Below are 23,441 nucleotides of genomic sequence, written 5' to 3' on the forward strand. Positions count from 1 at the left end.
CATGACCGATCGGAGCGAGCGCGATCAATCTCTCGTTTCAAAAAAGGCCCCGAATTTGGGGCCCAATGATCAACGTTTGGCGAGTCAGAAGTTAAAGCCGATGCCGGCACTGTATGCCCAGGCACCATCGTCAAAGTTGCTCTCGGCTTCATCGGCGTTATCAAAGAAAATCTGATACTCCGTCTGGAAAGTGACATAAGTCTTCGGTTTGACGTAATATTTCACCCCACCTTCCGGTCCGGCGAAGAACGTTTCGTCAACATCATCCCCGTAAATGCCACCAATATTGCCGCCAACGAAGGGCTGCCACTGGCCCAAATCAAAATGATAATCCGCGAATACCCGAGTCGCACCCGACCAGCTTGAGTTACCGGTGGAATCGGAAAAGCCGGCGCTTTGGCGCAAGCCCAAGGCGGTGCTGGCACTATAGAATTGGCCTAAATCAAAGCTGATACTGGCTGTATTGGAGTCGAAATCCGTATCGCTCGCACCCGAGCCTGTCAGTGAGAAAAGGCGATCACCTGCCTGTGGGTCGGCCAAAACAAGTGTCGATGACAAAGCCAAACAGAGAACTGCAAGAGAATGCTTCCATTTCATGATGTTGCCTCCTTATTAACGCACCTATAACTCAACAGCGCCCCACCCGTATGAACGCCGCTGACTATTGAACGCTCCCTGCGCCGAGCGTTAACCGGCCCCGAGAACTGCCGTATAACGGCTACCCTTAAGGATAGGACAGGACAACGGCGAGAGTCGTCGGCGAGCAGCATTTGTAATGTGCTGACCAATCAGGCTGCAGCCGATTGATTGACGCTGCGAATCTGACAACCGACAACGGTGTTCTTTGTAGTCTCTCCTGCCGGAGGGTTGGTGCCGGCGTCTTTTTGCCATTGACCAAAAACAAGCAACCCTCTGATTTGCGCAAAAAACAGTCAGGTTTAGGGGCGCTGTCGGGGGGGATTTTCGTGGGCAACACGCCATACTGCCATCAGATTCGGGCGTAAAAGTAGCCCCTGCGGTGTCCCTGCCAGGCAATCATTTTCGAAACCAGACAATCAGGTGCCTGCGCTTAACCTTAACGTAATTTAATGCTGCAAATGAACATCTCGGACAACTCGAACCTGCAAGGGCGGTCACCACTGCGCGTCGATTTGGACCGTAGGTTGTCCACGGTGCAGCGGCTGCCGCCGCCTTTTTGGGCTTACGAGTGCGCTATCTGTCCGCCGGGACGGTCCGACTGCATTCCACTCATGCAGGATGCACAGGCGTTACACGGAAGAATATTGTTGAGGGTCGCCTGGGTATTAACCTGGCAACGCCTGAAGCCACCGACGGGTCACGAGTGTATCGACACGCCGGCGGCTACGAAGCCAGCAAACTCGAAGCATCGCTCAGGGTAAGGGCATTGGCGGCCGACCATGACAGAGGTAATTGCCGCCAGCGCCGGATTTTAGGATCTGCAGCACAGGCATCAGATCGAGGTCAGCTCCGGGTCCATACGCCGGGCATTCGGGCCATCGCCTAGCCAACCGGCTGGCAGCCTCTTACGGCCAGCGCGATGTTCACGCTGGCCTGGATCTGGTCAGCGTAACTGGCCGCTGAGTTCACGCCCCTTTGCGCCAATGAACCGGCAGTGGGGCTGACCAACTGGCTGAGCTCAGTTAATGCCTGAGCCGATTGCCGGTCAGCGTTGTAGGCACGGTAAGCCTGATAGATTTTCGGGCAGGTTACCCCGGTGCCGTCCGTGGCGGCCTGACCCATGTAGCTGGAAGTTTCGCACCCGGTCAGAAGGGTTGTGGCGAGGGCGGCGATCAAAACAACGGTGATCTTCAAAATGCGTTCCCTTTTTGATTGAGCGAACACCGCCAGGCGATGTTCAAATTTCTACTGCGGTCGACCATTCCGGATTATACACAGATTAGCCGTGATGCCAGGACGGGGCGAACCTCCTGTCTGAAGCGGCACGCACGTTCACTCCATGCGTTACGGTGGCAGCCATCCGGGATGTTAACTCAACCCAGCCCTGCCAGGCGTACCGGGCAACGATAAGCTATGCTTTTGGTAATTCCATCAGCCACTGTGTCATGTCTGGCAGACCAACGGCCGAACCCAAAAGTAGAGCACTCATGAACTTTAACCGTTTGGAAACCTTTGTCTGGGTTGCCACTCTTAAAAGCTTTCGAAAGGCTGCAGAGCGCCAATGCACCACCCAGCCCGCCATTTCCAATCGAATTGCTGCCCTGGAGGAAGAGCTCGGCGTCAAGCTGTTTGAACGCGACTCCGGTCCGACCACCCTGACCACCAAGGGCCAGGAATTGCTGCCTTACGCTGAAAAAATAATTCTGATGTCCCAGCAGCTTCGCATGCGGGCAGACAAGGTTGCGCTGTTGTCGGGCATGCTCAGGCTGGGTGTCTCGGAAACCATTGTTCACTCCTGGCTGCCGGATTTTTTCCGTGCACTGCACACCATGATGCCCAATCTGGACGTTGAAATTACCGTCGATGTATCGGTTAACCTCAGTGCCGGATTGCTGGACCGGTCCCTGGACCTGGCCTTTTTGATGGGGCCCGTCTCAGAGCCCCGAATCGCCAACCGGGAGCTGTGCAGCTTTCCCCTGACCTGGGTCGCCAGCCCATCACTGAACTTGCCCAATCGGGCGCTGCAGCTTGAAGATCTGGCCGAGCATCCGATCATTACCTATGCCAGGAACACCAAGCCATTTGCGGAAATCAGTCAGAAATTCAAACAACTCGACGACTTTTCAGTCCGGTTTTATTCCTCCAGTTCGCTGGCCGCCTGCCATCGGTTGACGCTGGACGGCATTGGCGTCTCCACGCTGCCATTCAGTGTCGTCTCCGATGAACTGGACAATGGCAGCCTGGTCCAGCTTGAGACAACCTGGACACCCTCTGAGCTCGTCTTTACTGCGTCCTACCCCAACGCGCCGTTCAACCCCGTTGCCGAGCTGGCCGGCAATCTCGCTGTCTCGGTGGCCCAGGAGTATTCCTCGCCTGATCATCACAAAAAGTTATCACTCAGCACAAAAAATCATAATTAGATATTTTCGCTCAGTGGCCTAATCTGTCGTAAAGCTACATAACAATGTCAATGAGGGGTTTCCGACATGCCGCTGCACACCTACTCCGCTTTCAAGACGAATCTACTCCAACAGACAGCGTCGCTGCGCACCCTCATTCGCAACAATGAGCACACCGGTGCAACCAGTGGCCTGGCGCAGAGCCTGGTGCAGGGCAACGTGGTCATTCTACCTGCCGACTGGGCCGCCGATTTTCTGATGTACTGTCAACGCAACCCGGTCGCCTGTCCTCTCATTGCGATCTCACAGCCGGGTGACCCGGCGTTGCCGGAACTGGGTCTGGATATTGATATCCGCACCGACGTGCCGGAGTACCAGGTATTTCGTGGGGGCCAGCGGGAAGAAACCGCCTACGACATCCGCGACCTGTGGCAAGACGATTTCGTGACCTTCGTGCTGGGCTGCTCATTCTCTTTTGAAGATGCGCTGATTCGGGCGGGTCTGTCGATTCGGAACATCGAGGCCGGGTGCAATGTATCGATGTATCGCTCATCGATTGCCACCGTGCCGGCCGGCCGCTTCAGCGGCGACATGGTAGTGTCCATGCGGCCCTTTAGTGGCGCCGACGCGATTCGGGCAGTGCAGGTAACCACTCGGCTGCCCAAGGCCCACGGCGCGCCCGTGCACCTTGGCAACCCGGCCCAGATTGGCATCCGGGACCTCGCCCGCCCAGACTTCGGCGATGCCATAACTATTCGCGACGATGAAGTCCCTCTGTTCTGGGCCTGCGGTGTCACCCCCCAGATCGCCTTGGAACACGCTCGCCCCCCCATTGCCATCACCCACGTACCGGGAAAGATGTTGCTGACCGAACGACTGAACGAGGAACTGGCCGTGCTCTGACCAACGCGAACTGACCAAAGCACTGCCATACTGAGGAACACCACCATCAGGAAATTACCGGCCAGGAAGCCTTGGCTGCGACCTACGCTCATCGCAGACCCATAACCTAAAACAGTGAACAGCAAGGAGAGAACCATGATCCATAAACTCACAACCACTGCCGTCATGCTTGGCGCCCTCTTCACTTCGTCCGCCTTTGCGGATAAATGGCACATGCCGACGCCTTATGGCGACGCCAACCTGCCGACGAAAATTGCGTATGAATTTGCCGACGCGATTCGTACCGGAACCGACGGTGAGATTGACGTTACCGTGCACTCCGGCGCGTCGCTGGTAAAACACCCGGAAATCCCCCGCGCCGTGCGCACCGGGCAGGTGCAGTTGGGCGAAATATTCATTGGCATCATGGGCAACACCCATCCGGTGTTCAAGCACGACAACATTCCGTTCCTTGCGACCAACTTCGAGGATGCCGAAAAACTGTGGCACGCTGCCCGACCCGAGATTGACAAGCAGCTCGACAAAGAAGGCATGAAGCTGCTCTACGCCGTGCCCTGGCCCGCACAGAGTCTGTACACCAAGATTCCCGTGCAAACGTTAAAAGATCTGGAAGGCCTGAAGATGCGCGCCTACAGCCCCTCCACGTCACGCCTTGCGGACCTGATGAGCACCACACCGACCACGGTTCAGGTTCCCGAGATTCCCCAGGCATTCAGCACCGGCATCATCGACGCCATGATCACGTCGCCCTCAACCGGCGCCAACGGTCAGGCCTGGGACTATCTGTCGTACTACACCGACATCAAGGCCTGGATTCCGAAAAACGTCGTTGTGGTGAACAAGCGCGCGTTCCTGCGTCTGGACGATGACATGCAACAGGTCATTCTCGATGCCGCTGCCGCCGCTGAAGCCCGGGGCTGGGAAGGCGTGCGCAAAACCGCGGCAGAAGACACCGCAACGCTGGCCGAGAATGGCATTAAGGTTTCCGAGCCTACACCGGAGCTGATGGCCGAGCTGGAAAAAATCGGCGACATCATGATCAAGGAATGGGAAGCGGAAGCACCCAGCGAAGTGGGCACCATTCTGTCCACATACCGCGCCGATCGCTAAGAGATCATTTGACAGGAGGCCCCTGACGTTGCTGGGGTCTCCCTGACGGAGTCGTTGTTATGACCTCTTTTCGAGATAAGTTCTATCTGGCCTCCGGTTACGCTGCTGGCTTCTGCATCGCCCTGATTATGGTGATTATCCTGGTACAGATTGTCGGTCGCCTGTTCGGCTTTATTGTGCCCTCGGCGGAGAATGTCTCCGGATATGCGCTGGCCGCCTCGACGTTTTTCGGGCTTGCTTACACCTTCCGTGAAGGCGGGCACATCCGAGTCACCCTGGTGATTCAGAACTGGTCTGCCAAGGCTCGATTTGTTCAGGAACTGGCCGTGCTGCTGCTTGGTCTGGGCCTTGCCAGCTACATGACATTCTACTGCTGGCACATGGTCTATGAATCCTACATCTTTGAAGAGGTCTCCCACGGCTATATTCCTATCCCCATCTGGATTCCGCAGATACCGGTCGGCCTCGGCATGCTGGCGTTCAACATTGCCATCCTCGACGATCTGATCGCGGTGCTGCGCAAGCGCACCCCCTCCTATCAGAGCCATGAAAATGAACTCAACCTGGAGGAAGTGTGATGGACATGACCGTACTCTCCATCGTGCTCGCCGTCGCCATGCTCGCCATGCTGGCGCTAGGTGTCTGGGTCTCGCTGACCCTGGTTGGCATTGGCGTGCTCGGCTTGCTGCTCTCGGGCAACGATCAGATCGGCTTGCTCTTCGCAACGTCGAGCTGGGGTGCCAGCACCGGCTGGTCCCTGACGGCCCTGCCCATGTTTATCTGGATGGGCGAGGTGTTGTTCCGCACCAAGCTGTCCGAAGACCTGTTCAAAGGGTTGTCACCCTGGCTGAGTGGGTTGCCGGGCAAACTGCTGCACGTCAACATCCTGAGCTGTGGTATTTTTGCCGCGGTGTCAGGCTCCTCAGCCGCTACCGCCGCCACGATTGGCCGCATGACTTTGCCGGAACTGAAAGCCCAGGGTTACAGCGACCGCATGGCCATTGGCACGTTGGCCGGGTCCGGCACCCTGGGGTTGCTGATTCCTCCGTCCATCATCCTGATCGTGTACGGCGTTGCCGCAGAAGTTTCCATTGGCCGACTGTTCATTGCCGGGGCACTTCCCGGCCTGATGCTCATCGTCCTGTTCATGGGCTATACCATGATCTGGGCACTGCTGAACAAGAACGAGCTGCCAAGGAATGAGCATAAGCGAATCGGGTTTTCGGAAAAAATCAAAGCCCTGCGCATGCTGCTGCCCATTGTTGGCCTGATTATTTTTGTGCTCGGCTCGATCTATGGCGGCCTGACCACACCGACCGAAGCGGCCGCTCTCGGCGTATTTGGCGCACTGTTGCTGGCTGCCGCCACCGGCTCGCTGAGTCTTCAGAGTTTCAATGAAAGTCTGCTTGGGGCGGTCAAGAGTTCCTGCATGATTGGACTGATTCTGGTGGGGGCCCATTTTCTGACCCTGGCGATGGGTTTCCTCGGCATTCCGCGCGGCCTCGCTGAGTGGATCGGCGGCATGACCCTGTCGTCATTTGAGCTGCTGCTGTACCTGACGGCGCTGTTTGTGATTCTGGGTTGCTTCCTGGACGGTATTTCCGTGGTCGTGCTGACGGTGGCCGTTGTCCTGCCCATGGTTCAGCAGGCGGGCATCGATCTGCTCTGGTTCGGCATCTACATCGTGCTGGTGGTTGAGATGGCGCAAATCACGCCGCCGGTCGGGTTCAACCTGTTTGTCATTCAGGCGCTGACCGGCAAGGACATCCTGTACGTCGCCCGGGCGGCCTTGCCGTTCTTCCTCATCATCATGGCGGCTCTGTTTTTAATTGGCTGGTTCCCGGAGATCGTGACCTATCTCCCACAAACCATGAGGGGCAGCTGACTGCCCCAGCCGAGTCATTCTGGAGGTCTGAAATGAAACTTAATTGCGATATGGGCGAGAGCTTTGGCGCCTGGACCAAGGGCATGGACGCTGACGTCATGCCCTACGTCGACATGGCCAACATTGCTTGCGGCTTCCACGCGTCCGACCCGCTGACCATGGACGACACGGTCAAACTGGCGCTGGCAGAAGGTGTCAGCATCGGCGCGCACCCGGGCTATCCCGATCTGATTGGTTTTGGCCGTCGGCACATGGAGCTTGATCCGGCAGAGCTCAAGCCCATTCTGGTGTATCAGATGGCCGCCCTGGACGGTATTTGTCGTTCTCACGGAGCCGCGATCGAATACGTCAAGCCCCATGGCGCGCTTTACAACCGGATGATGATCGACGAGCCCACGCTCAGGGCGGTGATGTCTGCGGTGCGGGCGTATGCCCCCCATTGCCCATTGGTGGTCATGGCGACGCCGGAATCCGAGCGGATTCTTACCCTGGCGGACGAATTTGGTCTTGAGATCTCGTTTGAGGCCTTCTCCGATCGCGCCTACAGCGATGAAGGCCGTCTGGTGAGCCGATCCCAGCCGGGTGCCGTGCATCAGACCCGCGAGGCGATTGAACAACAGGTCACCCAGATCATCCGGGAAGGCTGCGTGACCTCAATCACCGGCAAGACGATTCCGATCAAGGCTGATACCATCTGCATTCATGGCGACAGCCATCACGCCGCCGATGCCGCCCGACACATGCGGGACGTTGTTGACTCATTATGAAAATCGAGGCGATCAACGAGAATACCTGCATCGTTTACCTGGGCGACGAGATTCACGAAGCCATCGCCGAAAAGGTCAAACAGGCAGTGGTCAGCATTCGCCGGTCGATGGCGGACGTGGTGCTGGATTTGGTGCCCTCCTACACCTCGGTGATGGTGTGTTTCGACCTCACCAAAACCGATCGGTTCGCCATGGCCTCGCGCCTCAGGCAAGCGCTTGGTGAGCCGGTGGCGGAGAGCGAGCAGCCGGGCACGGCTCGCACCATCGAACTCCCGGTCTACTACGCCCCGGAAGTTGGCCTGGACCTCGACGACGTCTGCCAGGCATCCGGGCTGCCCATGGAGGACGTTGTCAATCTGCACACCGGTTGTGAATACCGCGTTTATGCCATCGGTTTCAGCCCCGGCTTTGCCTATCTGGGCAGCACCGACGATCGCATCGCGGTGCCTCGCAAATCGACGCCCCGGCTGAAAGTGCCCACCGGCAGTGTGGGTATCGCCGGTACCCAAACCGCGATCTACCCCAGCTCCACTCCCGGCGGCTGGCAAATTGTCGGCCGCACGCCGAGCAAGATGATCGACTGGAACAGCGAATCACTGGCGTTGATGCAAGTGGGTGACCGGGTTCGTTTCCGGTCAATCGATCGGCAGGAATACATTGATCTGGGAGGCACCTTCGATGAGCTTTGAGGTTCTGAACCCTGGCATGCTGGCGTTGCTGCAGGATACTGGCCGCGTGGGGTACCAGCATATCGGTGTCACCACCGGCGGTCCGATGGACGAACACGCATTCTTGTGGGCCAACCGCCTGCTGGACAACGCCCTGGATGCACCCCAGCTGGAAATCACCTTCGGCAAGCTCAGCCTGCTTGCCCATGCGGACACCTGCATCGCCATCACCGGGGCAGACCTGGGGGCCCGTATTAATGACCGGCAGGCGCCCCCATGGCGAACCCACCGTATCCGGCGCGGTGACCGAATCGACTTCAACACCCCGGTCGCGGGTTTGCGGGCCTACCTTGCGGTTGCCGGCGGATTTCAGCCGACATTCAAGCTGGGCAGTTGCGCCACGGTCAGCCGGGAAGGTCTGGGCGGGTTCGACGGCCAGGGCAAAAAACTGGCCAAAGGCGACAAGCTGCCGTTTAACCCGGGAACCGATGAGATAGCCGCAGCCGTGCCACCGGAAGACATTCCGGACTACCGACAATCCTTGCGACTGGGCGTGATTCCTGGGTACCAATACCCGCACTTTACCCCGATTGCACGGGCCAGGTTTTTCAGCAGTGCTTATGAAGTGAGCCAAAACATTGACCGGATGGGCTATCGCCTCACGGGCGACGCCGTCCATTCCGAATTGGATGGCATCATCTCCGAAGGTATCGCGTACGGCGCCATCCAGATACCGGCCGACGGTCAGCCGATCGTGTTAATGAAGGACCGCCAAACCATCGGCGGCTACCCCAAGATCGGCAGCCTCAGCGCCCTGGGCGCGGGCCAACTGGCCCAGCGCGGCCCCGGGGCCTCTGTCAGTTTCTACGCCATGGACGTCGGCGAAGCGGAAGCCCTGCGGATGATATTCCAGCACCGTCTGAAAACCGCGACGCTGCTTGCGGCCTGATGCATCATCACAGCCAGCGCGGGTTTAAACCGCGCCCTCTGGCATCGGCGCGCGAACACCGGCATCAGGTTTGCTCGAGAATCAGGTAGACGGCGGTTTGATTCAACAGCTGGTAGGCCACCTCACCGAAGGTGATCGGACCGGTAAGACCCGCCGTCTTCCGACCTTCAAGCTCTGAATACAAATAATTCAGGATGCAGTTGCAGCCAAACAGGACGGTGCCCTTCTCCTCCCCCATCGCGGCGATGAACTGCTCCGGGTAGTTGCTCATCGGTTTTGCAAAATGATAGGTCACGTCTTCAAAGATCGGAGCAAAAAAGCTGACGGTTTCCGTGGCTTCATCGACGGCCTGAATGCTTACGTTTAACAGCGCGCCGCAATAATCCGCCACCAGTGGCAATCGGTGATCGATTCTCAGATTCCGCATCGCTTGGGCGAGATTGCCGGGTTCGCCGTCGATGAGACAGGCGCCGGCGGAAAACCCGGTCTCCGGAAACTGAACACCGGGGCCATCACCAGCTTCAAACACATTCACCGTATGCACCGTCACGGTTTCATTGTCGGCAAGGGGGACGTGCAACACCACCGCGCGGTCATGAAACAGGGAGCCGGTTGTGCCGTCCACCACGGCGGCGTCGGCTTTGCCAATGTCACTCACATGAACCCCCGCCACCCAGCCGGCGATGGGTTTAATATACATATCCGGCAGATTGGGCGCGTGGCGCGCATACTCTTCCAGAATGTGACTGCCGGCCGGCAAAATAATGATCGAATAGCCCTCCTCGGGTGCGTCTTCCAGCACCTGTGCCAAGCGATCAGAATCGTAGTTAATGACGTTGGCAGGCCCATCGCCAAGACACTGGACAAATACCTTATCCTGACTGCACACACCCCCTTCCGACGCCATGAAATAGGGCGTCGTGCCACCGATCCATCGGCCTTTGGGCAGAGACAGCAATAGGGATTGCGCGCCGCCAATGGCGAGGTTGAGGCCCGCAAGAATCAATTCCGATGCCTGAGCCACCGACATCAGCCCGCCGCAATCACTGCCCTGCCGTACCTGCACCCCGCTCACGATACCTGCACCTGTTCGTGTTGCCGGAAATCATTCAGCTGTTCAATTTCATGACTCAGTTGCGATTCGTGCTTGATGAAGAAGCGGCGAATGGCATTCACCCGGATGATCTTGGCATCGTGCGTTGTGAGTCTGGGAAATTCCTGGCGGGATCGGGCAAGCAATAACTTGAGGCCAAGCAGTCCCACATCAATAGGCCGCTCCGACTCCAGCAGCCTGAACCAGGCCGGATCTCCCGTGGGCGGGATAGCCTGAGCCGCCGGATTTACCTCATCGTCAGTCTCAAGCTTAAACAGCGTGCCATGGTCTTCACCGGTCAGCTGACCGTGGGTAACGGCGTGGCGAATCTGCCAGGCCAGATGGACATCAATCTCAAGCAAGCTGCACACCTGACGATACCCAAGTCCGGCCCGCAGGCACTCGATCACGCGCTGGGCCAGCCCATGGGTAAAATCACTCTCGACACTGCCGAGGAACGCCAACTGGGTATTGTCGTCGGGGCCGTCAGACGGTTCAGGCAGTGAGGCATGGATGAACGCTTTATATTCACCAATATTGGCATGGCGCCAACGACACTCCGGTCGTTCAATTGCCTTCCGGCCAAACCACTTTTTACCCGTGCCAAGGTACGCATGCAGCTCTCTGCTTTGGGTGTCCACCTGAACCCGACTCACGTCCCACGGCTTCTTTAAACCCAACAGTTGCCGACACATTTCCGTGTCTCTCATAACGCCCCCGGCAAAAACAGTGATAGTTCATCTACTCTGTCACCCGGCCCAGGGCAGCGGAACAACGCCAATGGCGGAATTTCCTGCGACTTAGGTATTGCTCAATAAGATGCAGTCATTCACCGGCTCACAAGCCCTGCGTTGAGACGATCTGAATACCGGCAAACTGGTGGGATCGTTCAGGGGCTTGGCGCCACGCGCCACCCGGGGTCTGGATCGGCGACGTTGGATTGTTGAGACAGAATGGGCTAAGCCTCCGCCAGGTTCCGTGCCAGCATTTCCCGCATCATGCTGTAACTCAAGCCCCAGATACAGCACCCCTGATAGCAACAACACGGCATGCGAAGCTTACCCAAAAGGGTTTGCCACAGGCGTACCGACTGGTTCTCCCCAGCGGCAAGATAGTCCAGAGGGATCCACACGGTCTGTTGTACCTCATGGTTGAGGGTCGGGGTATCCGGCCCCCGCCACTCAAACACATAAGGCGTCACCACCATGAGCCGCCAGCGACTGTGATGACGGGTTAACAGATCCGAGAGCCGAGCCCGGTAGTGGCCATGGTGAGACAGATCCAGACCGGTTTCCTCCAGCGTTTCTCGCAGCGCGGCGGCACGGGAACCGGTATCGTCCGCCTGCAATCGGCCACCCGGGAACGCCATATCACCGGACCAGGGGTCACCCTCACAGTGGGCGCGCTGGATAAACAGCAGTTCCGGGGGCAAACCCGGGGGACGACGATAAATCAGCGCCACCGAGGCACGGGTAACTCGACGCCGAAAAGGCAACTTTCGCGGGCGTAATGCCGCGGCCCAAGTCCTGCTCAAGACACACCCCTGTTACTCATCATCATTTTTCTTCTCAATGTTGCCTGGCCAGCGGATCATCACCCAAGGGCTGAACACCCGAATCAGAATAGCATCCTTACGGTAACGGCAAAGCGTCGATGTCGGGATCTCGTGAAGGCCTCCTGAAGGGCCTGGAAGGATTGGCCTGGTCTGAATGGTATTGGCAACAGGCTATGGCACCTGTCACATCGCATTTGACGAACACCATCCCACTGTGCAAAAAATAAGCTATGCTCGACGGAACGGAGCAATCATTATGAGCGGAATTCGTGGAATCCATAATCGTGTCCAACCCTCGCCAGTCCCCACCTTACGTGGCTCAGACAATCTCCGAACCATCACCGAACTGCTCGCATCGGCCGATATTCAGATCGGTGGCAAACGCTCTTGGGACATCCGGCTTATTGCCCCGGGCGTGATCGAGAGAGTCTTGGCGCATGGCAACCTTGGGCTCGGCGAAGCCTATATGGATGGTGATTGGGAGTGCGACCAGTTGGATGAATTCTTCTGCCGACTGTTAAGTTGCCAGTTGGACCAGCACTTCAAGTCCCGCAACCATCTGCTCTTGGTTCTCAGCGCAACCCTGCGCAATCTGCAGCGAGGCCGCCGAGTATGGCAGGTGGCGCGGGCGCACTATGACCTGGGCAATGATTTTTACCAGGCCATGCTGGGCCCCCGCATGGCGTACAGTTGTGGCTACTGGAAGCAGGCGGGCACCCTGGACCAGGCTCAGGACGCAAAACTGGAGCTGATCTGTCGCAAGCTTGGCCTGCAACCGGGTATGCGCGTGCTCGACATTGGCTGCGGCTGGGGTTGCTTTATGGGGTATGCCGCAGAACATTACGGTGTCGAATGCGTCGGTGTGACAGTGTCCCAGGCGCAGGCCGACTGGGCCCGGGCTCGCTACGCCGGAATGCCTGTTGAAGTCAGATTACAAGACTACCGAGCGCTTCGGGGTTCGTTCGACCGGATCGCCAGCATCGGGATGTTCGAACACGTGGGCCGCAAGAACCACCGCGCATTCATGCAGGTTGTGGCTCGCTGCCTCACCAGGGACGGATTATGCCTGCTTCACACCATTGGTAAAAACAAGACCCACACCATCCCTGACCGGTGGACCGACAAGTACATATTCCCCAATGGCGACTTACCGTCACTTCGTCAGATCGGTGATGCCTGTGAAGGCTTATTTGTGGCAGAGGACCTGGAAAATTTCGGGGCTGACTATGACAAGACGCTGATGGCCTGGTACGCCAACTTTCACGCCGCTTGGCCGATCTTCAGTGACAGGCTGGGCGATCGTTTCTATCGGATGTGGCGGTATTACCTGCTGTCCTGTGCCGGGGCCTTTCGCGCCCGGGATCTGCAACTCTGGCAGTGGGTACTCTCCCAGACCGGTGTGCGTGGCGGGTACGTGCGGCCTTAGGCGCCCACATTACCAACGCGCAGAGACCTGCTGCGAATGGTTGTTGGCGACACAGAGTCATGGCCGTTCCCAGGGCAACCATGAGCGCCACTATAAAACCTGACCAGACATAATAATGCCCAGCCCCACGCCAATGGCGACGACACCCAAGCCTTTGGCCAGCCACTCTCCGCCCGGTATTGTTTTCTCCAGTAACACAATCACGGCAATGGCGGCGATCACACTCAGGTCCATCACCCCACCGACAAAAAGCAGCGCCATCAGCGCACCGCAGCAACCAACACAGTAGGCACCGTGGACAATGCCCATCTCAAAGGCACCCGCCAGACCCGGCTGCCAATGCCGAGTGATAAAGAACAGGGGCCCCCGACAATGAGTCAGGCAGGCTTGCTTCCAGGGTGACCATTGGTAGATACCGGCCGCGATGAGTACCAGCCCACTGAACAGGACGTTCTGGCTACGCATCGCCGGGCTGAGCACCGCCCATAGTTCCAGCCGCCACTGCAGCGTCGTGGCGACCAGGCTGAACACGGCCCAAACAGTGAGGTAGCCGCCGGCAAACAAAGCCGTGCCAAGTGCGCCCCGAATCAGATGATTCTTTCGTGCGACCTGGCGGTAGAGCAGGATCATGGGCGCCGCACTCGGAAGCATCATGGCGATCATCATGATGCTCCACATGGCCAGCATCAGTGCAAAATACGTCGGCGTCCAGGGTTTGAACGCCATCATCTCGCCCGGCGCCATCGCGCCCATTTCTGCCGCTAATCCGGCCAGATACCACCAGCACAGCAGCATGACGGCCACCAAGGCAATCAGCGGTGCCAAGCCATCCCGGGTGGTCAGGTGAGCGAACGGACTGTGACCGCCACGCATCCCTTTGCTCCTGCCAACTTAGCGATAGACGCCGCTCGGTCCGATATCCATATGCACCAGATGGCTGTGACTGCCAATCAGTTCCAGCGGTATGCCTGCATGCGCTTTGGTATTGCCCTTGCCCACTTCCGCAACGTCGAATTCAAAGCCATCCGGCAAGTCGATACGAGCCCGGATCTCTTCGCCAGTGACAGGATTGAGAATGGGCTCCCCGATGGCATCAATCAGGTTGCCCACCTTCACGCTGGCGTGCCTCGCCTCAACATCACAGGAAATATCAATTGGACAGAAGATCGGATCGTGCATTTTGCTCAGAGTACCCGCAAAGACGTTAAAAAACGTCGCCCCGGGTTCCGACGTGTCACCCGACAAAATCGCCATGATGGCATCCCGCTGCGCGGCGTCCGCCCGTTCGTCAATAAACGCCTGGCCCTGACCATTGCCCTCATGGATGGCCCCCGGCCATTTCAAAGTCATGGCGAAAGCCAAATCATTCAGAGGTGTGTCACCGAAATGCCCATCCTCTACCCGTATCGCCGCGAAGGCCTCACAGTGGCCTCGGCTGGGTCGGCCACCGAACTGACACGGGCATCCGTAATCACAGTTGCAATTAACAAATTCCAGTCCCTTAATTCGCCAATCCACTTTGTTCATCGCCGCTACTCCTCTCCCTAATGTAGACGTCTATATAAGGTTAAACCCGTCTCATAGGACCGGCTATGCCTTCGTGGCAGGGTATTAGACTTTTTAAGACACAAAACCGGATCAATATTCTTGCTGGATTTATGGCAAAAGACGGATTGAAATGATCGTCGAGCAACCAGAGGCAGGCAGGTTAGCGCTATGTCACATGGGGGACGTATACCGGATTCATTGTGCTGACCTGAATGGCCATGGCGCGGGCTGGCCCGGGCGTTTGGTTCCCGGACCCGTCAATGCTCACCCGATGAACAGAATCGGGTCCGTTGTGCTGGCTACGCACGCCCCAGGAAACGTCGCTCATCCACGTTTACTTTGATTCTGTCACCGGTAGAGATATGTTCGGGCACCTGAATCACCAGCCCGGTCGACAGGGTGGCGGGCTTTGTTCTGGCGGTTGCCGAACCACCCTTGATTGACGGATCGGTTTCCATGATCTCAAGGTCCACGGTTGGCGGTAAACCCAGAGACACCGGCACGTCGCTCACCAGAATCACGGTCAGCCCTTGCGTATCCTCGCTGATAAACAACAGCTCATCAGCGATAGCCTCCCTGTTCAGGCTGTATTGTGTGTAGTCTTCGCTGTCCATGAAGACGTACTCATCACCATCGGCGTACGAGAACGTTGCAGGGCGACGGGTTAAATCCGCCAGATTCAACATATCCGAGTCTTTAAACGTCTCGTCAATCTTGTTGTTCGTTACCACATCGTAAAGTCGCATCCGATACAGGCTGCCACCGGCCCGACCTTGCGGAACAGACCGTTCGATGTCTCTGACGAAGTAAACCCTGCCGCCATATTCAACGGCGGAATTCTTTTTTATTTCACTGGCTTTTGGCATTTTCTCTGATTCCAAACGAAAGGTGGGACAACAAAGCTGCTGATATACCATGACCACAAGCAGTATGCGACAGCAACCTTCAGAGCGCCTGGAACGACACTCTTTTCCTGCAAAATGCTCGCTCGCTTTGACCACGACGAACGACCCTTGCCCGACACCGGATTCCTCGTGGTCCATGCACAGGTTTTAGCCGATGGCAGGCTCCGCGGGGCCAATTCGATACGAATTCAAGCGTTCACTTAAGTACCCCTTCCACCAGGTACTAGTTCACAGTCAGTTGTATCTCATCCGCTTTATCGCCATTGACAATGACACGGGCGGTCCATGCCCCCGGGGAGTCTTTGTTGATGTCGGGCGCGTAATAAACATAACCGGGATTGAACCCAGCATTTTGTGGAAACTGGGGCTGATATTGAAAACTGACCCGCCCGGAGGCATCGCGCAACTGAATCACCACATTCAGGTCTGTTACCTGTGGGTTATCGAATGCAACGTAGAGAAAGATTGGGCGGCCACTATCAAAATCGAATTGATGGTTCTCATCAAGCGGAGAGCCAATCCGGGAAAGCCCCGTAGTGGGTATTACAATCAGTCTCAACCCATTATGTCGCGTAAACGGCACCCAAAATTTGGTTGGCTCTACCTGTTCATTGTTACGATAGAAATTGCTGAGTATGGGGCGTCCATTCTCAGAGAACAGTTTTATTTCTCCATTCGCTTTTCCAAGATTCAGCTCACCGCTAGAGATAACATTGCCGTTACTGGAATATTCCTGAAAGGGCCCGTCGCCGACATCGTTCCGGATTCCCATTTGGGTAACGATATTGCCTTCACTATTAAGACGCTGCATCTTTTGATAGACATCGTTTTCATAAAAATGAAATTCTTTTTGTCTGTTATCTTCGAAAATGATGGCCCGTCCTTCCTTACGGCCATCTGAATAGTAGGTTTTTGAGACTAACGGGCCCGATGACGTTTTAAGTATGACGAGTTCATGAGTCGCCATTGGATCGTCTACGAATTTTTCTGCCAGCTCGACATATTGTTTATTCCGGAACAGACCAGCGCTCAGAGTTTCAGCTTGCTGAAAAGCGTTAACTGCCTTGTCGTACCTTTGCAAATAGAGCGAGATTTCACCTAATTGAAAGAACGCAAAATCATCAGTTGGGTCCACCAAGGCAGACCGACGCGTGGAGACAATCGCCGCCTCATGCTTTCCCAATCGATGCTGGATGGCACCTATAATCCGCCAGGCACGGGCATTGTACGGCCAGTTCTGAACCGACGCCTGAAGATACGGCAACGCCTTCTCAAACTGGCGACTGCAACTGAAGGCTTTGCCAAGATAATAGCCGCTCGTGCTATCGGGGTAGAATTCATAGACTCGCCGGTAGTCATCGATTTTGTCGCAGGGCTGACCCGGCTGAGCATTAATATTAGCAATCATCCAGGTCACTTCCGCCGACTTGAGCCACGGGGCGGACGCGTATTGCGCTCTCAGGATTTCAAGAAACTGCTTTTGCTGTTCTTCACTGCCACCCCATTTGGGGGCAAGGGCTCCCAAATAGCTGCTGTGAAGCCACACCATATTAGGATCACGTTTGAGGCCCTGTGCGTATAGTCTGGTTAGTGCATCAGGATTGCCCAGCCTCATGGCGATCTCCAGTTCAACGGCATAAGGGTATGCGCTGTCGTGGTTGAGAGACTTCACTATCTCAAGATCGTTCAAGCTCAATGCGAACAGGCGACGCATTTCAGACAATTGTGCGTCGGATGTGTCCCCGATATAACCGGTCCCTCGCGCTCTTATTCCCTGCCGCATCCGATAATTTGCTCTGGCAAGATGGGCGACCGCATTCCCCGGCACGGCCTCCACCCATTCGTCAAAATAGCCGGTCAGCCATGTTTCGGGGCGGCTCAGGGCCTCCAGTGCGAATGCCATTTCCAAGCTGCTCCCATCACTGTTTGAGCTGGCATGCGGGGCTAGCTGAGAAGACAACGCCTCATATTTCTTGGCCAACAGCAAGCTCAAATACTGATGGCCGCTGATTGAAAGGTCAGGCGTCAGGTTACCTTCTTCAAAGATATCCACCGGTTCATTGCTGAACAGGCACCCAGTAAGAATTGACACAACAAACAGCAAGCATGCCGAGGTTCGAAATACATGTGACATCATCAGGTAAGCCTTGGGCTGGGAATAGTCGGGGTTCAATAAGGAAAAAATGAGGTGTCATGTTCAGCGGCCACGAGACCGCGACATGACGACTCTTCGATTGTGAAGGGTGTTGGGATGAACCAGGTCAATTGGCGAGACAAAGCGTGCAGGCACTGTAAGCTCCTTCTTAAGTTTTCTTGCAGATGGCTTCCGTTACACCCTCTGGTAACACCCTAACCGACGGCGAATACCGTGTCTGAAAATTTTTGTAAAATCAGTTGCCCCCGCGCCCACGGCCCACATGACTGTTGTATTACACCTCTGGCGAGAACCTGTGCCCCGGCCCGAAACCTTGAAAACCGAACGCAGTAACCAAGGACCAATTGAACGGGTCTATTGAATGTGTTTTATTTCAACAAAAGGAGAACCCCATGAGCCTCTCACCCTTTCATCTCGCAATTCCCGTTTATGATCTTCAGGCGGCCCGATCGTTCTACCGTGAGGTGTTGGGCCTGGAGGAAGGTCGCTCCAGCACCCAGTGGGTCGATTTCAACTTTTATGGCCACCAGCTTGTCATTCATGAACAGCCCCAGACGCCGTCCCAGGAGCACGCTCATACCAACCCGGTCGACGGGCATGACGTACCTGTGCCGCATTTCGGGATCGTGTTGGAATGGGCGCAATGGGAGGCGCTGGCCGAACGCCTGAAGTCTTTCGGGGTCGCATTCGTGATTGCCCCCTGCATTCGCTTCAAGGGCGAAGTGGGTGAGCAGGCGACCATGTTCCTGATGGACCCCTGCGGCAATGCACTCGAGTTCAAGGCGTTTCAGGACATGAGTCAGTTATTTGCCAAGTGATGGCACTAAGCCGGGCAATGAGCCCCGGCTCCTTCACGATGTGCAGGTATAGCAACGCACCTCAAGCCCTGGTGTATAACCGCCCTCACGATCAGGCCTTCGCCTTCCTGGGCGTCGGTCTCCGTGTGCCTTGTACCCTTTTACGCCCGCCAGCAGAGGGGCTGGCACCCGACTGCTTCCGCTTGCGTGCGATGGGCGTGGGCGGCGCCGGCTCATTGCGCAGATAAGCTCCCGGTGCCGGCTCTATCACGGGTAATTCACCGGCCCCGGGCTGACGTGCTGTGACTTCGCCACCCGCATACTGCTCTACCCAAACCAGCCAATCCGGCCACCAGGAGCCTTCAAACTCTTCAGCCGCTTTCAACCAGGCCTCCGGTGGCAGGCCGACATCCTGATTCACCCGATAACCGTATTTCTTCTTGGCGGGCGGGTTAATGATGCCAGCAATGTGACCCGAGCCCCCCAAGACAAAACGCACCGGCCCACCCAGGCTCTGGGAGCCCCGGTAGCAGGACGTCCAGGGGGCAATATGATCTTCGATGGCGGACGCAAAGTAACTCGGCACCTGAACCTGCCCCAGGTCAATGGGAACGCCGGCCAGCTCAATCCCGCCGGGCTCTTTCAGTTTGTTCTTGAGATACATGTTGCGTAAGTAGAAGCTGTGCATGGCCTTGGGCAGGCGAGTGGCGTCTGAGTTCCAGTAAAGCAGGTCAAACGGTGGCGTGTCGCGGCCCAGCAAATAGTTGTTTTTGAAGAATGACCATATAAGGCTGTTGGCACGCAGCATATTGAACGCCGAAGCCATCGAGGCACCTTCAAGGTAGCCCTGTTTTTTCATCGCCTTTTCGAGCTTTTTGATCATGTCCTCGTCAATGAAAACGGACAGATCACCGACGTCTGAAAAGTCCAACAGGCTGTTGAAGAAGGTGGCGCTCTTGATCCTGTCGTCGCCCTTGGCCGCCAACCAGGCCAGGGTACAACCAAGCAGGGTTCCGCCAATGCAGTAGCCGACGGCATTCACTTCACGTTCGCCAGTGGCTTTTTCAATGGCATCCAGGGCCTCCACCGGGCCCTCCAGCATATAGTCCTCAAACCCTTTGTCAGCATGCTCTGGCCCGGGATTCACCCAGGAAATCACGAAGACCGTATGACCCTGCTCCACCCAATAGCGGATAAACGATTTTTTCTCGCCCAGATCCAGAATGTAGTACTTGTTGATCCAGGGCGGGACGACCAGCAGCGGTCGGCGATGCACGGTTTCGGTGGTTGGCCGGTACTGAATCAGCTGCATCAGGTCGTTCTGGTAAATCACATCCCCGGGCGTATTCGCCAGGTTTTCACCCACTTCAAACGCGTCCGGGTCAGACATGCGGAAGGCTATCTGACCATCGGCCTCGTCCAGGTCACGCATGAGATTGGCGAACCCTCGAAGCAGGTTCCGCCCACGCGTCCGAATGGTTGCGCGCAAGACCTCAGGATTGCTGAGGATGAAATTACTGGGCGCAACCGCATCGGTTATCTGTCCGGTAAAAAACCGTACTTTACGCCGGTCCTGGTCATCCAGATTCCGAACATCCTCAATGGTGTCCATGATCCATCGGTTTGACATCAGATAGGCTTGCTGGATGACATTAAAGGCCCAAACGTCGCGCCAGGCGTGATCACTGAACCTTGCATCGCCACGTTCGGGATCGGCAACGTGCATGGGCTCTTTGCTCACCAAGCTGACCAGCGCGGACGTTGAAAAGATGGCCGCATTCTGCATCAACCGCATTTCGGCAGTAATGAGGGTATCCGGCTGCGTGACGAGCTTACCGGCAAGGTGCACAAACGGTTTGGCAATACTTTTCATACTGGCCGGGTTCGGGCGGCCACCCTTCAGCTGACGAATCACTGAGCGCGCAAGCAGACGGCTACCATGAACTCCAGCCCTGGCCAAAGATTTTCGTATAACCTTCGGCTCAAAGTCGTCGTCGGTGACAGTTTTAACAGTTGTTTTCGGCATTAACGGCACCCCTCCCTCAGCCACCACTCCGGGATTCAGAGTGATGGCTGTTGATGTATCTGAACGCCAGGATTGGCACGACCCTACATATACACACCGCCATTAACATTGATCTGCTGGCCGGTAATGTAATCGCCCTCTGCGGCGATAAACACCACGGCACGGGCTATTTCCTCGGGTTTGCCGAAGCGCCCCATCGGCACACGGGCAATGATCTTTTCGCGTATGTTGGAGGGCACCTGACTCAGCATTTCAGTTTCTGTAAAGCCCGGCGCGATGGCGTTCACAGTGATATTGTGTCTGGCTACTTCCAGCGCCAAGGTTTTGGTAAAGGCAATGATGCCGCCTTTGCTGGCTGCGTAGTTGGCCTGCCCGAAGTTACCTGCCTGTCCCACAAAGGACGTGATATTGACGATGCGGCCATATTCCTGAGCGATCATGATGTCCAACACTTCCGAGCAGGTCGCATAGACGCTGCCAAGATTGGTGTTGAGGACTTCATTCCAGTCGTCATCCGTGAGCTTTTTCATGGTCTTATCGCGCGTTATACCGGCGTTATTGATCAGGATGTCAATGCGCCCCCATTGCTCATGCACCGAGCGAATGAGGTTGCGGGCGGCGGTCATATCGGACAGATCCGCCTGAATCGACAACGCCCGAACACCCAAGCCTTCAATTTCCTTGGTCGTGCTGTCAGCCTCGGACTGACGAGAGCGATAATTGATCGCCACATCCGCGCCGCGACTTGCAAGTTGCAGGGCGATTTCCCGCCCTATCCCACGAGAACCACCCGTGACGATGGCCACTTTACCTTTAAGATCGTCCATTCCTGTCACCTCCATTCTTGTTTTAAGTATGGCCCCGCCAGAGAGCGAACAGGTCGGTTCCGACCGAGGCCGTTCTGCACCAACACTGAACAAAAACTGTTCACTCTCTACTTACGCTAGCAGAGGCCCGAAGACCTAACAACCAAGTTCAGCATCACAGCGTATCAAGCCGATCGAATAAATTTTTGCAGCTGTGGCGCTATCTCGTCTCGCCAGCGCCGGCCGTTGAATACACCATAGTGACCGACACCCGGCTGGAGATGATGCAAGCGCCTGGAACTCGGCACATTGATGCACAGGTCGTGGGCGGCGCGGGTCTGGCCCGGGCTGGAAATATCGTCCTTCTCGCCCTCGATCGTCATCAGGGCGGTATTGTGAATGGCCGCGGGGTCGACCAGACGACCACGGTGTCTGAAGCAACCGCGGGCAAGGTGAAATTCCTGAAACACCCGCTGGATGGTATCGAGGTAATAAGTCTCTGGCAGATCCATCACCGCAAGGTACTCATCGTAAAAGTCACGGTGTCGCGTCACCTCATCGGCGTTGTTGTCGCGGATTGATCGAAAGAGTCCGCGATAGGCATCCACATGACGGTCAAAATTCATATTGATAAATCCCGTCAACTGCAAAAACCCAGGGTATACCCGTCGCATGACGCCGGGGTAAGGCGCCGGTACCGTGTGAATCAGGTTTTTCCTGAACCAGGCAAGCTTGTGTTTGGAGGCCAACTCGCAGGGCGCAGTCGGGTCGATACGGCCGTCAATCGGGCCACTCATCAGTGCCAGTGAGCGAGGCGCGGCCGGATGATCATCGGCAGCCATCAGCGCAGTTGCCGCAAGTACCGGCACCACCGGCTGGCAGACCGCGAGCACATGGACATCAGGCCCCAGATGCGCAATAAAATCGATAACGTAATCAATGTAATCGTCGAGACTGAAGCTGCCTTCTGTCGCCGGCACCATACACGCGTCGCGCCAGTCGGTGATGTACACGTCATGCGCCGGCAGCATGGCCTCTACCGTGCCGCGCAACAGTGACGCAAAGTGGCCGGACAGCGGGGCGACAATCAACAGCTTTGGATCGTCCGGGCGCTCAACGTTGCGCTCAAAGTGCTTGAGCTGACCAAAGGGCTTACGCCTGGCGATGCGCTCGGTGACCTTTACCGTTTCCCCATCACATACGGTCGAATGGAGGTTAAAGGCCGGTTTGGGATAACGCCGGGTGAGATCGTTGAAGACACCGTAGGCAGAAGCAAGACTCCGGCTTCCCGGAATGCGGGACATTGGGCTAAGGGGATGACTCAGCAAGGCACTTTGAGCGCTGGCCAGCATGCGCACCGGCTTAAGCGCCGCGCGACTCATTTCATGAGCGAAATACATCATGGTGTGGTCCTGTTCATATTCAGGGTGAGAGGTAATCGTGATTACCTGGGTTTGTCATAAATCCCTTTACCCGATTTTCAGCATACTCTTATCCTGAAGCTGAAGAAAAAACCATTGCGGGCTCGTCAGCGAGGCCTGGACCCCAGACGTATCCTCCGAGCCGGAGTCGGGGTCTGACACAGTGCCGGGGCGGCACTCTTTTTGCGGTCCTGGAAAATCCCTCGCTGTAACTTTCTGAGGCAATTTCAGGGCACCTCAGGCGCGTTCCAAACGCCAGGCCGGTTTCGTTCGCCGCTTTCGTTTTTTAATAAAAACTATCGATTCGGTCAGCATAAGTAATTTAAAACAATTTATCGGAGTTGCTATAAGTATGTTAGTGCGATCGAAGCGGAGCAACTCTCCTGCTG

22 protein-coding genes are annotated in these 23,441 nt (G+C 56.5%); 10 read left to right on the forward strand and 12 right to left on the reverse strand.

The features are described from left to right. Positions 1-84: 84 nt before the first annotated feature. Together GRX64_RS01795 and GRX64_RS01800 are read right to left on the reverse strand one after the other, a co-directional pair. Positions 85-597 (reverse strand): hypothetical protein, encoded by a 513-nt coding sequence (locus GRX64_RS01795; protein ID WP_166263485.1) that lies wholly within the window; start codon positions 595-597, stop codon positions 85-87. A 924-nt stretch (positions 598-1,521) separates the two neighbouring features. Beyond that, positions 1,522-1,833, reverse strand: coding sequence for a hypothetical protein (locus GRX64_RS01800; protein WP_235937480.1), 312 nt, complete (start codon positions 1,831-1,833; stop codon positions 1,522-1,524). A gap of 293 nt (positions 1,834-2,126) precedes the next feature. Between GRX64_RS01800 and GRX64_RS01805 the strand changes: the two genes are divergently transcribed. The 8 genes from GRX64_RS01805 to GRX64_RS01840 all read left to right on the forward strand — a co-directional run bounded on the left by GRX64_RS01805 (position 2,127) and on the right by GRX64_RS01840 (position 9,320). Beyond that, positions 2,127-3,059, forward strand: a complete 933-nt coding sequence (locus GRX64_RS01805) for a LysR family transcriptional regulator (protein WP_166263486.1) — start codon at positions 2,127-2,129, stop codon at positions 3,057-3,059. 66 nt (positions 3,060-3,125) lie between these two features. Next, positions 3,126-3,941, forward strand: a complete 816-nt coding sequence (locus GRX64_RS01810; protein WP_166263487.1) for a putative hydro-lyase — start codon at positions 3,126-3,128, stop codon at positions 3,939-3,941. 135 nt (positions 3,942-4,076) lie between these two features. Continuing rightward, positions 4,077-5,051 carry a TRAP transporter substrate-binding protein gene (locus tag GRX64_RS01815; RefSeq protein ID WP_166263488.1) on the forward strand — a complete coding sequence of 325 codons (975 nt, stop codon included), beginning with the start codon at positions 4,077-4,079 and terminating at the stop codon, positions 5,049-5,051. A gap of 59 nt (positions 5,052-5,110) precedes the next feature. After that, positions 5,111-5,629, forward strand: coding sequence for a TRAP transporter small permease (locus GRX64_RS01820; protein WP_166263489.1), 519 nt, complete (start codon positions 5,111-5,113; stop codon positions 5,627-5,629). Then, a complete protein-coding gene (locus GRX64_RS01825) occupies positions 5,629-6,936 on the forward strand; it encodes a TRAP transporter large permease (protein WP_166263490.1) in 1,308 nt (435 codons plus the stop codon). The genes GRX64_RS01820 and GRX64_RS01825 overlap by 1 nt, the downstream gene beginning before the upstream one ends. Before the next feature lie 32 nt (positions 6,937-6,968). Then, entirely contained in the window at positions 6,969-7,703 is a 735-nt protein-coding gene (locus GRX64_RS01830; protein WP_166263491.1) for a 5-oxoprolinase subunit PxpA, read from the forward strand. After that, a complete protein-coding gene (gene pxpB, locus GRX64_RS01835) occupies positions 7,700-8,392 on the forward strand; it encodes a 5-oxoprolinase subunit PxpB (protein WP_207308695.1) in 693 nt (230 codons plus the stop codon). Before GRX64_RS01830 ends, pxpB begins: the two co-directional genes overlap by 4 nt. Then, positions 8,382-9,320: a 5-oxoprolinase subunit C family protein gene (locus tag GRX64_RS01840; protein WP_166263492.1), complete on the forward strand. Its 939-nt coding sequence runs from the start codon at positions 8,382-8,384 to the stop codon at positions 9,318-9,320. The genes pxpB and GRX64_RS01840 overlap by 11 nt, the downstream gene beginning before the upstream one ends. 64 nt (positions 9,321-9,384) lie before the next feature. On the opposite strand, the gene GRX64_RS01845 is transcribed toward GRX64_RS01840, so the two are convergent. The 3 genes from GRX64_RS01845 to GRX64_RS01855 all read right to left on the reverse strand — a co-directional run bounded on the left by GRX64_RS01845 (position 9,385) and on the right by GRX64_RS01855 (position 11,947). Then, on the reverse strand, positions 9,385-10,395 hold the full coding sequence (locus GRX64_RS01845; protein ID WP_207308696.1) for a DUF6976 family protein: 1,011 nt from the start codon (positions 10,393-10,395) through the stop codon (positions 9,385-9,387). Then, the gene (locus tag GRX64_RS01850; RefSeq protein ID WP_166263493.1) at positions 10,392-11,123 is read right to left on the reverse strand and encodes a hypothetical protein; all 732 of its coding nucleotides are present in this window, start codon (positions 11,121-11,123) and stop codon (positions 10,392-10,394) included. Before GRX64_RS01850 ends, GRX64_RS01845 begins: the two co-directional genes overlap by 4 nt. 248 nt (positions 11,124-11,371) lie before the next feature. After that, a complete protein-coding gene (locus GRX64_RS01855; RefSeq protein ID WP_166263494.1) occupies positions 11,372-11,947 on the reverse strand; it encodes an NUDIX hydrolase in 576 nt (191 codons plus the stop codon). Positions 11,948-12,224: 277 nt separating this feature from the next. Between GRX64_RS01855 and cfa the strand changes: the two genes are divergently transcribed. Next, positions 12,225-13,394, forward strand: coding sequence for a cyclopropane fatty acyl phospholipid synthase (gene cfa / locus GRX64_RS01860; RefSeq protein ID WP_166263495.1), 1,170 nt, complete (start codon positions 12,225-12,227; stop codon positions 13,392-13,394). A 90-nt stretch (positions 13,395-13,484) separates the two neighbouring features. Here the strand turns inward: cfa and GRX64_RS01865 are convergent, their stop codons facing one another. From GRX64_RS01865 to GRX64_RS01880, 4 genes are all read right to left on the reverse strand, one after another. Further along, positions 13,485-14,267, reverse strand: coding sequence for a DUF2182 domain-containing protein (locus GRX64_RS01865; RefSeq protein WP_166263496.1), 783 nt, complete (start codon positions 14,265-14,267; stop codon positions 13,485-13,487). A gap of 18 nt (positions 14,268-14,285) precedes the next feature. Further along, on the reverse strand, positions 14,286-14,921 hold the full coding sequence (locus GRX64_RS01870; protein ID WP_166263497.1) for a DUF1326 domain-containing protein: 636 nt from the start codon (positions 14,919-14,921) through the stop codon (positions 14,286-14,288). 320 nt (positions 14,922-15,241) lie between these two features. Further along, positions 15,242-15,808 carry an elongation factor P-like protein EfpL gene (gene efpL, locus GRX64_RS01875; RefSeq protein ID WP_166263498.1) on the reverse strand — a complete coding sequence of 189 codons (567 nt, stop codon included), beginning with the start codon at positions 15,806-15,808 and terminating at the stop codon, positions 15,242-15,244. 262 nt (positions 15,809-16,070) lie between these two features. Next, positions 16,071-17,984: a hypothetical protein gene (locus GRX64_RS01880; protein WP_166263499.1), complete on the reverse strand. Its 1,914-nt coding sequence runs from the start codon at positions 17,982-17,984 to the stop codon at positions 16,071-16,073. Between the two features lie 410 nt (positions 17,985-18,394). Here GRX64_RS01880 and GRX64_RS01885 point away from each other — a divergent pair, with 410 nt between their 5' ends. After that, a complete protein-coding gene (locus GRX64_RS01885; protein ID WP_166263500.1) occupies positions 18,395-18,820 on the forward strand; it encodes a VOC family protein in 426 nt (141 codons plus the stop codon). Between the two features lie 91 nt (positions 18,821-18,911). Here the strand turns inward: GRX64_RS01885 and GRX64_RS01890 are convergent, their stop codons facing one another. From GRX64_RS01890 to GRX64_RS01900, 3 genes are all read right to left on the reverse strand, one after another. Further along, on the reverse strand, positions 18,912-20,825 hold the full coding sequence (locus tag GRX64_RS01890) for a PHA/PHB synthase family protein (RefSeq protein ID WP_166263501.1): 1,914 nt from the start codon (positions 20,823-20,825) through the stop codon (positions 18,912-18,914). An 83-nt stretch (positions 20,826-20,908) separates the two neighbouring features. Continuing rightward, entirely contained in the window at positions 20,909-21,652 is a 744-nt protein-coding gene (locus GRX64_RS01895; protein WP_166263502.1) for a 3-oxoacyl-ACP reductase family protein, read from the reverse strand. Between the two features lie 164 nt (positions 21,653-21,816). After that, positions 21,817-23,034: a polyhydroxyalkanoate depolymerase gene (locus GRX64_RS01900; protein WP_166263503.1), complete on the reverse strand. Its 1,218-nt coding sequence runs from the start codon at positions 23,032-23,034 to the stop codon at positions 21,817-21,819. Positions 23,035-23,441 lie beyond the last annotated feature (407 nt).

This window comes from Marinobacter caseinilyticus (assembly GCF_011074955.1).
In the GTDB taxonomy this organism is placed as follows: domain Bacteria; phylum Pseudomonadota; class Gammaproteobacteria; order Pseudomonadales; family Oleiphilaceae; genus Marinobacter; species Marinobacter caseinilyticus.